The 13,709-nt window shown below is 59.7% G+C and carries 8 protein-coding genes; 5 read left to right on the top strand and 3 right to left on the bottom strand.

Features of this window, described 5'->3' with window-relative positions:
* Nucleotides 1-5 precede the first annotated feature (5 nt).
* The 3 genes from ASU33_RS11535 to ASU33_RS11525 all read right to left on the bottom strand — a co-directional run bounded on the left by ASU33_RS11535 (nucleotide 6) and on the right by ASU33_RS11525 (nucleotide 5,830).
* Complete coding sequence (locus tag ASU33_RS11535) at nucleotides 6-1,115, bottom strand: PepSY-associated TM helix domain-containing protein (protein ID WP_078063074.1); 1,110 nt, start codon at nucleotides 1,113-1,115, stop codon at nucleotides 6-8.
* 178 nt (nucleotides 1,116-1,293) lie between these two features.
* Nucleotides 1,294-3,675 carry a TonB-dependent receptor gene (locus ASU33_RS11530; RefSeq protein ID WP_059070998.1) on the bottom strand — a complete coding sequence of 794 codons (2,382 nt, stop codon included), beginning with the start codon at nucleotides 3,673-3,675 and terminating at the stop codon, nucleotides 1,294-1,296.
* Nucleotides 3,676-3,862: 187 nt separating this feature from the next.
* Nucleotides 3,863-5,830 (bottom strand): ABC transporter substrate-binding protein, encoded by a 1,968-nt coding sequence (locus ASU33_RS11525; RefSeq protein WP_149867173.1) that lies wholly within the window; start codon nucleotides 5,828-5,830, stop codon nucleotides 3,863-3,865.
* Nucleotides 5,831-6,080: 250 nt separating this feature from the next.
* Here ASU33_RS11525 and ASU33_RS11520 point away from each other — a divergent pair, with 250 nt between their 5' ends.
* The 5 genes from ASU33_RS11520 (at nucleotide 6,081) to ASU33_RS11500 (ending at nucleotide 13,335) form a co-directional block, all read left to right on the top strand.
* Entirely contained in the window at nucleotides 6,081-7,583 is a 1,503-nt protein-coding gene (locus ASU33_RS11520) for an NADP-dependent isocitrate dehydrogenase (RefSeq protein ID WP_059070996.1), read from the top strand.
* Nucleotides 7,584-7,782: 199 nt separating this feature from the next.
* Entirely contained in the window at nucleotides 7,783-8,463 is a 681-nt protein-coding gene (locus ASU33_RS11515) for a TetR/AcrR family transcriptional regulator (protein WP_059070995.1), read from the top strand.
* 130 nt (nucleotides 8,464-8,593) lie between these two features.
* Nucleotides 8,594-10,330, top strand: a complete 1,737-nt coding sequence (locus tag ASU33_RS11510) for a peptidase domain-containing ABC transporter (RefSeq protein ID WP_059070994.1) — start codon at nucleotides 8,594-8,596, stop codon at nucleotides 10,328-10,330.
* A gap of 108 nt (nucleotides 10,331-10,438) precedes the next feature.
* On the top strand, nucleotides 10,439-11,842 hold the full coding sequence (locus ASU33_RS11505) for an HlyD family secretion protein (protein ID WP_078063072.1): 1,404 nt from the start codon (nucleotides 10,439-10,441) through the stop codon (nucleotides 11,840-11,842).
* Nucleotides 11,839-13,335 carry a TolC family protein gene (locus ASU33_RS11500; protein WP_059070993.1) on the top strand — a complete coding sequence of 499 codons (1,497 nt, stop codon included), beginning with the start codon at nucleotides 11,839-11,841 and terminating at the stop codon, nucleotides 13,333-13,335. Before ASU33_RS11505 ends, ASU33_RS11500 begins: the two co-directional genes overlap by 4 nt.
* The last annotated feature ends 374 nt before the right edge of the window (nucleotides 13,336-13,709 follow it).

The following is a 13,709-nucleotide window of genomic DNA, read 5'->3' as shown; positions in this document are numbered from 1 at the left end:
GAGGATCAGGCCGAGACGGCCACCGAACGCCGCACCGGCGCCGAACGCTTAGCCGGCCGCAGCCGGCGCCACCACAGCATAAAGCCCGTGATGGTAATAACCGCGCTGCTGAGGGCCAGCAGGCTGTAAATGATTTTGACGGTTAAGCCGCCGTATTGTCCAAAATGCAAGGTGCGCAGGGCAAAGTCGAAGCGTTCGGCGGGGCCTAAGTCCTGCTCGCGAAACACCTTCTTCACCTGCACCACGCCGGCTTGGTTACGGAACTCCACCTTGCTGGCGGTGCGGCCCCAAATCCAGGCGCTGCCGGGGGCGCGGCCAAGCACCGTAACGGGCGCATCGGGCTTGCGGGGGAAGTTTACCCGTACCAACTCCAGACCGGGCTCCAAGCGTTGCGCTTCGGCAATAAGCGCATCAATATTAGCAGCCACAGCAGGCAGGGCTTTTTCCTTCTTATCCTTATCGTCGGCGAAAATCTTCTTCAGATCGAAAGCATCCCAGCTCATCCAGAGGCCGCTGCCGGCAAGCACCACATTGAATAGCAAGGCCCACGAGCCCAGCACGCGGTGCAGGCCCGAGGATGCGGTGCGCCAGTTTTTCCAACGAATGGTAGTACGAAACAGCAAGGCATGAAGCAAGTGCTTGCGGTACACCACAAAGCCCGTGAGCACCGAACCCAGCAAGGCAATGGCCAAAACGCCCGCCAACGCCTCACCCAGCTTGCCGATAAAGAAGCTGTAGTGCAGAATGATGAGCTGATCGGTAAACGACCCGAACGATTTGCCCAGCACTTGCCCCGTGTAGGGGTTGATGAACAAGCGGCCGGGCTCCTGCTTTTCGTAGATGCGGATTTCGAGCGACTCGTCGGGGGCTTGAGGTATGTACCGGAACGAGTAGAACTGCGCTGCTGGCTCGGCGGCTTTGGCCCTTCGGTACAGCTCGTCGTAACCGAGGCGCCGCTCCCCTACTGCCACCCGAAACAGCTCGGGGTGCAGCTGCTTGTTCAGCTCCTCGCGGAACACCATAAGGGAGCCCGTGAAGAAGAACACCAGGATAAAGGCTCCGCAAATGAGCCCCAACCAAGAGTGCAGGGTAAAGAGGCGGCGCTTAAGGTTCATATACAAGAGCGTTCGGGGTGTTCCTTGTTCCGCCTAGGTGCTCGCCCAGTCGCGGCCCGGTTGGCAGGTTTTGCTGATGCCATTCACTCACCTAGGTACCAAATCAAAGTCGGCAACCAGGCCTTGGCTGAGCGAACACCAGAGCGGAAAGAAGGATGCCCGAAAGCAGTTCGGAGGGTTAGAAAGAATAGCCGGCCGTGAGGTTGAAACGGGCGCCGTTGCCGCGGGTGTAGTTGGCATCGGTGCCGTTGAACTGCGCAATGGGTGCGTAGTACACGTTGTTCAGCAGGTTCTCCACACCCAAGGTGAGGCGTAGCTTTTCGGTGAAGCTGTACGTCGAGGTGAAGTTGACCAGGCCAAACGAGTTCACCGGGCCCTCGCCCGAAGCGTAGGCGCCGGTGCGGGAATTGGCATTGAAGCGCGTGCGGGTGCCGGAATACACGTAGTTCAGGGCCAGGCTCAGGGGCTCGATGGGTTGGTAGCGCACGTAAGCCGTGGCTTTGGGCGGCGCAATGCGGTTGCCGTTCAGCCACACGCCTTGCTGCACATCCTGGCCGTTTACGCGCGAGGTAAGCGTAGCCCGGCCTTCCACCCACGACCACGAACCACCTAAGCTCAGGGTTTTCAGCGGGGCGAAGTCGGCCGTTAGCTCGTAGCCCCACACGCGCTCGGGGGCGCGCTGCGGCACCAGAATGCCGTTGCCTTGGTCGACGAGGTTGGCGCCTAGGTCGGATTTGCTCACGAAGTACACACCACTCAGCGTCAGCGGGCCCAGTTCACTGCTGGCGCCGGCCTCGTAGTTGCGCACCACAATGGCTTCGGTTTCGAGCAGCGACAAGGTGTTGGCACGCGCCGTGCGCAGCGTGCGGCCCAGCTCGTAGAGCGAGAAGCCCTCGGAGTAGCTCACGAAGGGGTTCAGCCACTTATACCGGGCGTAGCGCAGGCCGGCGTTGTACACGGTGGTATTGTACTTAAGCGTACCGCCTTGTACTGCCACACCGCCCACGTAGGTGTTGCCGCTTTGGGTGCGCAGCGTGGTGTAGTCGGGTACCTCCACGCGAATGTTCTCTACGCGGGCGCCGCCCTTCAGGATAAAGTGCTCAAGCAAAGTGGCGCGCAGCTGGGCGTAGGGCGCCAGGTTGCGCATTTGCATGCGCGGCGTCCAGAGGCGGCCGTCCACGAGGTTCTGCACGGTTTCGTCGCCGAGCAAATCGAGGCCGTAGGTTACATCGGCGTTAAACCGGTCGCCCGTCAGGATGGGCGTGTTCAGGTTCAGGCGCAAACCCAGCTTGTTGGAGTTGATTTCGGACTGCCCACCCCCTTCGAAGAACGTAGGCTCGGCGTCGTAGACGGTGCGGAAATCCTGCCAGTAGCCGGTTACCTCCACGCTGCTGCGCAGCGGCAGCACTTCCTGGCCGCGGTAGGTTAGGTAGGCGTTGTGGTTGTGGCGGGTACCCTCATCAACCCCGCCTCGGTCGCCCTTCACGCCAATGGTGGGGTACTGGCCATATTTGCCAGTGCGCAGTACGTAATCGGAGTTCTGGCGCGAGCTGAAGTAGTTGTACATCAGCTCCAAGCGGTTCTTTTCGTTTACATCGTAGCCCAGCTTGCCAAAGCCGTTGTAGGTTTTGGTTTCGCCGAGGCCGTAGCGGGGCGAAATCACCTCACCGCGAGCGTCCTTGTACACGCCGCTCTGATCGAAGGTGCCGCTAACCACGTAGTCGAAGTTGCCGGGCTTGCCATAGAACTGCTGCATAGCACGGTAGCCCAGCGAGTTGCTCGGGTGTGCCACGTTGCCGTTTACACCTAGGGTCGTCATCCCGCCAAACTTCTGGCCGGCCACCGGACGCTTGGTAATGTAGTTGATGAGGCCGCCATCGGCACCGTTGCCGAAAATGGCCGTGGCCCCTTTAATTACCTCAACCCGCTCAATCACTGTGGGGTCGATGGTGCGGATGTCGCGGCCACCGGCGCGCAACGGAGTACTTTGCGGAATACCATCGATGAGCACCAATACGTTGCGGCCGCGCAGGGTTTGGCCTACGTTGCCGGTTTGGTTGGTAGTGAGGCCCAGGCCTGGCACGGCATTGCCAACTACGGCAGCTAGGTTGTTGGGCGTGGCGGCAGCTTGTAGCTGAATTTCGCGGGCGTTCAGAATGGTGGCCGAAACGGGCGTTTCGCGGATGGGCTCGGCCCGACGGCTTGCCGACACAATCACCTCGCCCAGCTCGGCGCGGCTTTCGGCCAGCACTACATCAGACACGGTTTGCACCTGGTCGGCCTGCACTTGCACCTGCTGTTGGGTAGCGGTGTAGCCTACAGCAGTTACAGCCAGCGTGTACTGGCCAGCGGGTACGTTGGCAATTTCGTAGGTGCCGCTGCCATCAGTAGCCGCGCCTAGGTTGGTATTGAGCAGGCGCACGGTGGCACCTGGCAAGCTGGCCCCCTTGGCATCGCGCACGTTGCCGCGCAGGGTACCTAGGGTTTGAGCCAGTACAGATAAGGAAACAAGCAGCCCGCTTAGGGTAAACAGCAAGCGGGCGAAAAAGCGGAAAGACATTGGCAGCGGTTTAGAACTCTTCCAAATATGCCGCAAAGGTATAGCTCAAGCCCAATGGAGCCAAGCTTTATTTAGATTAGTTCTAATTAAAATACTCCAGCCGCCATGTACTCAAACGGTAAGGGCCGACGCATCTGCGCCGGCCCTTACCGTTTGAGGTTTCCTTTAGGCTATTCTGGGCAGCTGCCTAACGCACACCTACCGGGTTTTGCACTTCCACCTCCAGGCGCTCCAACTTGGTAATCGGCACGTATTGGTTGTCGTGGGCTTGGTTGGAGTAGCCGATGCCTTGGAAAAGCATGCCCGAAATCGGCCCAGAGTTGGCTAGCTGCTGCTGAAAAGCCGGTCCGTGCTGGTGCAGTTGGTTTCCGAAGTAGTACAGCAATTCGAATCCTGTAGCCGCAAATACCGAAGGCGGAATGTTTTGCTGCTGCGTGTAGAGTTGGCGGAAGCGCCGTACACCCGGCTGCGTGGCATCGAGGTACTTGGGCTGCACGAAATGAATGTCGCGGCGGTCGAGCTGACCTAGGCTGATGCTGGGGTTATCCATCCAGGAAGCGTAGGTGAGCAAGGGTACCGTGAGGCCTTGGCTTTGCATTACACCTAAGGCGTAGGGCCCGGCCTTGCGGTTGTCAGAAGCTACTACCAGGTGGCCAGCGCTTCTCAGGTCAACCCCGCCGTAACCCGCGTTCAACGATTCGGGGTTGTTAGAATCGAAGTGACGTACTGCGAGTACGCGCCCGCCCAAGCCTTCGTAGGCCCGTTTGTAGGCTTCGCTGAATGCGGCTTCGTCTTTGGTGTCTTCATGAAAAATCATGGCCGGGCGGCCACCTAGGCTTCGGTAGGCATACTCGGCAGCCAACCGCCCTTGCGTAGCCAAGCTCGGCTCAAATAAGTAGTACCATGCGTTGTCCTGCACCAACGAGGCATCCTGCGACAACGGGTTGATGGCCATGATCTGGTTTTGCTGCGCATAACGAGCCAGGATTTTTGCCCCCGATTTGTATACCGGCCCGATGATCATATCCATCGAAGCCACCTCGGGCAAGGCAAGCACTTGCTTCAGGCCAATGGTATCGGCGCCGGTGTCGTAGGCGAACAGGTTGATACTACGCCCTTCCCGCTGCAAGGAGTCGGAGGCCAGCTTCATGCCGGCGTACAGATCGGTTACAAACTGCAAGCGGCGGCGGGTTTCCCAGCTTGTATCGTCGAACTCGAAAGGCAGCAGCACGGCCACGTTGTAGCTGCTTTTGCGCTGCGGCCGGGGGCGCGGCGTGTAGCGCGTGCGGTCGAGGTTGAACTGCTTTACTACTTGCTCTAGTTGGTTGCGGTCGGCATCGGTGTAGAGGCCGCCAAATACCAGCTGCTCGGCGTAAGCCCGGGCCACGGCAGTATCCTGCGCGTAGCGGCGCATCAGGTTTTGCCACAACGCTTTGTCTCGCAGGCGGGCCAGGTACGTGGCTTTCATGGCTTGCTGCTGTGGGCGCAATTGGCCGGCAGGTATTTCGCCTAACACACGCAGCGCGTTATCTGGCTCGCCCTGTTCAAACGACACTTGCGCTTGCAGAAAATACGCCTCGCTCAGGCCCGGCCACTGCGGATACTCGGTGCGCAGCAAGTTCAGCATCTGCTCGGCTTCGGCCCATTTGCGGGCGCGGGTGGCCGCCACTGCATACAGGTAAGCGGCCTCAGGGCCCCGGCCGTACTTAGCCGATGGCGGCGTAAGTGGCAGCAACTCATCCATAGCCAACTCAAAGCGGCTCTGATCGATGAGCGTTTTGCCGTTGCGGTAGCGTGTGTCGGGGTCTTGAGAGCCTAGGTTGGCGGGCAGCGCGGGAGCAGGCTTGGCAACGGACGCAGGCTTAGCGGCCGGAGTAGCGGGCGTGCCGGCGGCAGTGCTTGTAGCAGGCTTGCTGGTGGTAGCACCCGTTGTTCCGGGCTTAGTAGCAGGTTTGGTAGTGACATTGCCGGTGCCGGGCTTAGCAGCCGTGTTGGCCGCGGGCGTTGCGCTATCGGATGCTTTGCCGGTGGCCGTTTTGCTAGCGGGCGCAGTTGGTTTTGGAGCGGTGCTGGCAGTGCTTGCTGGTTTGGTAGCAGCAGGCTTAGCCGGAGCAGGCTGCGTACGGGTGGGCTGCTGGGCCGATGTGGGCAACACCAGCCAAGAGGCTACTAGAAGGCAAGCAAGAAAAGACCGCATACAAAAAACGTCGGCAAGGGGGAACAACGGGGCCATGCAGGGTAGCCCGACAGGCAAAGGTACGCAGTTGCCGCACCCAACGATACAAGCCCAGCACAGCAACTATTTTTCACGATAGTAAAACTATCATTACAGGAAGCATGTATATATTGCGCCGTCAAAACACTATCACACCACCATGCCGCACTCTTCCCTTAAACCCGCTCCCATGCCTACCTCTGCTGACCTCGACCATCCGCAGCCCGCACCCATCACCGTAGCCCCCGGCGACGGCATCGGTCCCGAAATCATGACGCAGGTACTGCGCATTTTGGAGGCCGCAGGTGCATCGTTGGCACCGCAGTACATTGAGGTGGGTGAACAGTTGTACCGCGCGGGGCACTCCTCGGGCATTGCGCCTGAAGCTTGGGAGTCGTTGCACCAAACGCGCGTGTTGCTGAAAGGCCCGATTACCACGCCGCAAGGCGGCGGCTACAAGTCGCTCAACGTCACCTTGCGCAAAAGCTTAGGCCTGTACGCCAACGTGCGCCCGTGCCGCTCGCTGGCGCCGGCGGTTAGCTCGCTCCACCCCCAGCTCGATGTAGTAATCATTCGCGAAAACGAAGAGGACCTCTACGCTGGCATCGAGCACCAGCATACGCCCGATGTGGTGCAGTGCCTGAAGCTGATTACCCGCTCGGGCTGCGAACGGATTGTGCGCTACGCCTTTGAGTACGCCCGCAGCCACGGTCGTCGTAAGGTTACGTGCATGACCAAGGACAATATTATGAAGCTGACCGACGGTTTGTTTCATAAGGTGTTTGACGAAATCGGCCGCGAGTACCCCGACATTCAGCAAGAGCACCAGATTATTGACATTGGCACGGCCCGCTTGGCTACCCAGCCCGAGCGTTACGATGTAGTAGTGACCCTGAACCTCTACGGCGACATTATCTCGGATGTGGTGGCGGAGCTGACGGGCTCGGTGGGCCTGGCAGGCTCGGCCAACATCGGCCGCGACTGCGCCATGTTCGAGGCCATTCACGGCTCGGCACCCGACATTGCCGGCAAGGGCATGGCCAACCCCTCGGGCTTGCTGCAGGCCGCGGTGCTAATGCTGCAGCACCTAGGCCAAACGCAGGTAGCCGCCCGCGTGCAAAATGCCTGGTTGTGCGCCCTCGAAGACGGCCTGCACACCGTCGACATTTTCCGCCCCGGCCACAGCCTCGAGAAGGTCAGCACCAAAGGTTTTGCCGATGCGGTAATTACCCGCCTAGGTCAGGAGCCCAGCAATTTCAAAGCGCAGACACTTGAAACTGTTGTGAACGCAGCGCCGGCAGTATCGGCCGCAACCAGCACTTCGACCAAAGCCCAGCCCGTGCAGCAGCTCGTGGGGGTCGATATTTTTCTGCGGTGGCATAAAGGCACGCCCCACGAACTAGGCGAACAGCTAACCGCGCTTGCCGGCGAACGGGTGCAACTAAAACTTATTACGAACCGCGGAGTTAAGGTGTACCCCGATGGCCAACCCGAAACCTATTGCACCGACCACTGGCGCTGCCGATTTGTAGCCCCTGGCTCGGTACCTGCCGTTGGGTACGGTGCTGTGTCATTTATTGATGTGCTGGCGCTGCAGCACCGCCTCTCCGATGCCGGCTTCGAGATTGTGAAAACCGAAAACTTGTACCTGTTCGACGGCGAACGAGGTTTTTCACTTGGGCAAGGCGAATAGAATTTAACAAGAATTTAAGCTCAACTTAATTCGAGGTTAAGCTCGCCGGCCGCTCTTTGCAAACGAAAATGGAGAAGAGCGGCCGGCCAGACCTGAACCTCAAACTGCCGATACTGCGAGGTTCAGTACGTATCACAAGCTACCGGTTGTAACCGCACCTGCTTAGGTGTCAGCCCCCTACCATTGCCACACCCCGCTTATGTTTACCACCCTACGACCAGAACTAAACGAAAAGCTGTACCTGCGCGACCCGCAGGAAACCGACCTAGGTCGCAAGATCATTCAGGAAAGCGTTCAGCTGATCGACGAGCTCGGCTTTGAGCAGTTCACTTTCAAGAAACTTGCGCAGCAAATAGGCTCAACCGAGGCTTCGTTGTACCGCTACTTCGAAAACAAGCACCGCCTGCTGGTGTACTTGGTGTCGTGGCACTGGGCTTGGCTGCGCTTTCAAATTCGGTTTCATACGCACAACGTGCCCGATGCCGAAGGCCGCCTGCGCCTTATCCTGAGCATCATCACGCGGGCTCACCGCGACCACGCCGCCACTACCGAGCTCGATGAAGCGGCGCTGTACCGCATAGTCGTAACGGAAGCCTCCAAAACGTACTTAACGAAGGAGGTAGACGAGGTGAACCGCGAGGGTTTTTACCGCGAATACAAGCGTTTGGCGGCCGATATCGTGGAGGTAGTGCTCGAAATAAACCCCACGTACCCCTTCCCGCACTCGCTGGTAAGTACGCTGCTGGAGTCGGCACGCAAACAGCTGTTTTTTGCCCAACATTTGCCTTCGCTCAGCGATGCATCGGACGCCAAAAAGGCCGAAACGCACATTCTGTACTTTCTCGAAAACATCGCTTTTTCGGCACTTCGCCAACAATAGGCCTGCCCTAGCGCTTTGGTTATGGGTCGTTTCTGATGCCGCCCTTTTCGGACTGCGTTGCCGCGCAGTGCTCCCCACCTAGCCCCATCAACCACTTGCCGGCTTGCGCCAGCAATACGTCTCTTCCAACATGGCCGACTCGCAGCCTTACGCCTCGCTTACGCCGGGCCAACGCTTGTGGCGCCTTCTCGGTGCCGAGCGCCGCGACATCACTTATTTATATGTGTACGCTGCCTTGGCCGGCGTCATCAACCTTTCGCTCCCGCTGGGGGTGCAAAGCGTCGTCAACTTCGTATCGAGCGGCGCGGTAAGCACTTCGCTTATTGTGCTCATCGGTTTCATTGTGTTGGGTACGCTCGTGGTGGGGGGCCTGCAAGTAATGCAGGCTTACTTGGTTGAGTTTGTGCAGCAGCGCTTGTTTGCCCGCGTGGCCTTCGACTTTGCCGTGCGCCTGCCCCGCGTACGCACCGAGGCCCTAGGTGGCCAGTACCTACCCGAGCTGATGAACCGTCTGCTTGATGCGCCCACGCTGCAAAAAGGTTTGGCTACGCTGCTGCTTGAGTTTTCGGCGGCCGGCTTGCAAATCCTGTTCGGGCTGCTGTTGCTGTCGTTTTACCACCCTATTTTCATTGCGTTTGGCCTGCTGCTGGTGGGGCTGCTCGCCATATTGCTGCGCGCTACCGGGCCCAGTGGTCTTCGCACTAGCCTTACCGAGTCGAAATACAAGTACCGGGTGGTTGCTTGGCTCGAAGATGTAGCCCGCACGGTGCACACCTTCCGGTTGGCGCCGCGCCGCCCCCTGGTGCTCGGCCGCACCGACGACCTAGTGGGTGGTTACCTCTCGGCTCGTCGCGGCCACTTTAAGGTGCTGCTCACGCAGTACTTTGGCTTTGTGGCGTTCAAAACCCTGATTACGGCCGCGCTGCTCATCATCGGCTCGTGGCTGCTGATCAACAAGCAAATCAACATTGGTCAGTTTGTAGCGGCCGAAATCGTTATCATTCTTACCATCAACGCCGTCGAGAAGGTCCTCATCAAGCTCGATGTGCTCTACGATGCGCTTACCTCGCTCGATAAGATCGGCCATGTGCTCGATTTGCCCTTGGTACCCGAATACAACGGGGCCGGCCTCGAGCTCAACCGCTCGCAGCAAGGTTTGGCCGTGGAGATGCGCGATGTGCACTACCACTACCCCGATGGCCGCAACCCTGCCCTCGATGGTATCTCGTTGCAATTGGCTCCTGGCGAGCACCTAGGCATTGCGGGCTTCGATGGCTCGGGCAAAACCTCGCTGATGCGCGTGCTAGCCGGTTTGCTGCACGACTACACAGGTGTGGTTGCCTACGATGGCGTAGCGTTGCGCGACTTATCGCCGTCTGCTCTGGCCGATGCCGTGGGCGAAAATATTTCGCACCAGCACGTGTTTTCGGGCACCGTACTCGAAAACATCACGCTCGATCAGCCCAACATCAGCCCTTCCGATGTTACCTGGGCACTCGAGGTAGTTGGCCTGCGCGACTTCTTCTTTGCCCGCCCGGCAGGGCTTGCCACCCAACTTGGGGCCGGCGTAGCCATACCCGACCACGTCCACCAAAAGCTACTGCTTGCCCGTGCGGTAGTACGCCGCCCCCGCTTGCTGCTGCTCGACCACTTTTTGCCCAACGTAGAGCCCGCCGAGCGCCTGCGGGTAATGCAACGCTTGGTGGCACCCGATCAACCCTGGACGCTGCTCGTAGCCTCCAACGACCCGCGCCTGCTGGCGCTTTGCCCCCGCACCGCTTTGCTGCGCGACGGCCGCATCGTAACCGATGGCCCGTACGCAGAAGTATCGCGCGAGCCAGAGCTTCGCTCCTTGCTTGCCCAATAACCTCCTGGCGCCATTGAGCGCAACTGGATTCCCGGACCTTCGAAACCGTCCTTTCCGCAAGGCGCGCTCCGGTCCGCAGTCATTCAATTCCTCATTGCTCATAACCTCATGCCTTTCGCTGAGAAACCAAGTCCCGAAACGCACCCCTCGGCCGGAGTTTTCCGCTCCTTCGATTTGGTGCAAACGCCTACGGCCGGCCGCACCCTGGCTCGCTGGTGCGCCGGACTGAGCCTAGGTATATTCCTGGCAGGCTTCCTGCCCTGGACGCAGAACATTCGCTCGGGTGGTACCCTCACCACCTTGCGCCCGCAAGACCGCCCCCAAACCGTACCCAGCACCATTGCCGGCCGCATTGAGCGGTGGCGTGTGCGCGAGGGCCAGCTGGTGAAGCGCGGCGATACGCTCGTGGAAATTGCCGAAATCAAGGACAAGTACTTCGACCCGCAACTCCTGGCCCGCACGCGCGAGCAGTTGGCGGCCAAGGAGGCCTCGCTGCGCGAAAACGTAGCCAAAGGCGAAGCCCTCGAAGATCAGCAGGCTGCCTTGCGCACCGGTTTGCAGGTAAGCCTTAATAAGGCCCGCAACAAAGTGGAGCAAACCCGCCTAAAGCTGAACAGCGACCAAGCCGAGCTGCAGGCTGCCAACAACGATTTTGCCATTGCCCAGCAGCAGCTGGAGCGCCAGGAGGCTTTGTACCGCCAGGGCCTTAAGTCGCTAACCGAGTTGGAACAGCGCCGCCTGAAGTTTCAGGAATCGACGGCCAAGCGCCAAGCTGTCGAAAACAAGGTAGCTGCCACCCGCCAAGAGTTGGTAAACGCCGAGTTGGAGCTGAACTCGTTGCAGGCCGAGTACCAGGATAAGCTGGCCAAATCCGAATCGGACCGCCGCAGCACGCTGGCGTACCAGTTCGATACCGAGGGCCAGATTTCCAAAATGCGCAACGAATACGCCAACCTGAGCATACGTTCGGGCTTTTACCGCATCACGGCGCCGCAAGATGGCTACGTGGTGCGCGCTCTGAAAGCTGGCTTGGGCGAGGTAATTAAGGAAGGGGAACCGATTGTAACCGTAATGCCCGATAAGCCGCAGCTGGCCGCCGAGCTGTACGTGCAGCCCATGGATATTCCGCTGCTCGAGGTGGGCCGCAAGGTGCGCTTGCAGTTCGATGGCTGGCCCGCCTTGGTGTTTTCGGGGTGGCCGGGCACCAGCTTTGGTACGTTCGGCGGCGTGGTGGCCGTAATCGACAACCTCGATTCGCAGGGCCGCTACCGCATTCTGGTAACGCCCGACCCCGACGAAGAACCCTGGCCTAAACCGTTGCGCGTGGGCTCGGGCGTGTACGGCTGGGCCCTGCTCGATGATGTACCCATTTGGTACGAGCTCTGGCGTCAGCTCAACGGCTTCCCGCCCAACTTCGTGGGCTACGGCGGCGGCGGTGCCGACGACAAAGCCGACAAAGCCAAAGCCTCCAAAGACAAATCTGCTAGCAGTTCCGACGAAACCGAGCTATGATACTTAAGCGCCGTTTTTGGCTGACCACCTTGCTAGGCGCTGCGCTGCTCGGAACCACCTCCACGGCCCTGCCTACCCCGGCAGCAGCCCAGGCACCCACGGCACCTAGGGCCACCCCGCAGCCCGATACGAGCTCGGTGTTTACCCTAGGTGATTTGCTCACGATGGTAGGCGAGCAGCACCCTATAGCCCGCCAAGCCGGCCTGCTGCCCGAGCGCGCCCGGCAGGAGGTGCGGCAGGCGCGCGGTCTGTTCGACCCCGCCGCCAGCAGCAAGTTTTACCGCAAGGAGTTCGGCGGCAAAGACTACTGGAACCTTTGGGACAATACCCTGCGCCTGCCCACCTGGTTTGGCCCCGATGTGCGCTTGGGCTACGAGCGCAACGTAGGCCCGCGCATCAGCCAGCAAGAGGCTACCCCCAACGAAGGCCTCAGCTACGTGGGCTTGTCGCTACCCATTGGCCAGGGCCTGCTGATTGATGAGCGCCGCGCCGCCGTGCGCCAGGCCCAGGCCATGGTAAACCTGGCCGAGGCCGAGCGCATTGGCGCCCTCAACAAGCTGCTGCTCTCGGCCGTGAAGGAGTACTGGGACTGGACGCTGGCCTACGAGCGCCGCCGCCTGCTGCAAACCAACATGGAGTTGGCCGAGGTGCGCTACAACGCCGTGCGCGAGCGGGTGCGCCTAGGTGATTTGGCCGCCATCGACTCGGTGGAGGCCCTTACCGAGCTGCAAAACCGCCGCGCCCAGCTGGTACAAGGCGAGGTAGAGTGGCAAAATGCCACGCTGGTACTCAGCAACTTTTTGTGGGATGCCCAGCAGCGCCCGCGCGAGTTGCCCCTTACCGTGCGCCCGCAGCCGCTGCCGCCGGCCGAGGCCTGGGCCGCCCCGCCCGCCGTACCCCTCGAAACCCTGGTTGAGCAAGCCCGCCAGCAACACCCCGAGCTGCTGAAAGCCCGCGCCAAGCTGGGCCAGTTGGAGGTAGAGCGCCGCCTGGCCCAAAACAAGCTGCTGCCCAAGCTTTCGGTTGATTATAACCTGCTGATGACCGGCCGGCCCTACAACCCCGAAACCGGCTACGGCCCCGCCCCGCTCTACAACAACAACTACAAGCTGGGCGTAAGCTTTGCCTATCCGCTGCTGCTGCGCCAGGAGCGCAGCAAGCTGCAAATCACCCAGCTAAAAATCCGCGACACCAACCTGGGCATCGAGCAAACCACCCGCGAAATTGCCACCGGCGTGCGCACCGTTGCCAACGACCAACGCGCCCTAAGCCAGCAGTTGCAGGTGCAGGAGCAGGTGGTAGCCAACGCCGAGCGCCTGCGCAACGGCGAGCAAATCCGCTTCGAAAACGGCGAGAGTTCGGTGTTCCTGCTCAACTCGCGTGAGGCTTCTCTCCTGTCGGCGCGCATTAAGCTGGCCGAGCTGCAAGCCAAATACGCCCAAACCCTGGCAGGCCTGCGCTTTGCGGCGGGCTCTGCACCGATTGCTGAGTAGTTAGTACCTAGGGATAAATGAAAAGCCCGGCAGTTTATGGCTGCCGGGCTTTTGTATTCTGGGCTGCTCGAGAGTTGCTTTCACCTGCATAAATACATTTGTAAGATACAACTACTTAGAGCTACAAAAGAGAACATTGTCAAGGAGCACTGAACAGTTAAAATTATGTGAAGCAACTTTCGCGTTAAAGGCGGCTTCTCGTCTAACTATGAAACTCATCTATCTTCAATCCAGCTCGACTGCAAATTTTATAAGCCACAACCCAAACAGCTTATTACGCTCAGGCGGGCTGTTGTCTTACTATTACAGATAAGGGTATATGAGCTTGATCTACTTTACTCACATTTGCTTCGTGCTCGGTTTCGTGGTTTCGG

This window comes from Solirubrum puertoriconensis (assembly GCF_001483135.1).
Taxonomy (GTDB): domain Bacteria; phylum Bacteroidota; class Bacteroidia; order Cytophagales; family Hymenobacteraceae; genus Solirubrum; species Solirubrum puertoriconensis.
The sequence above is the reverse complement of the archived record's forward strand: the minus strand, read 5'-3'. Positions and strand labels throughout refer to the sequence as shown.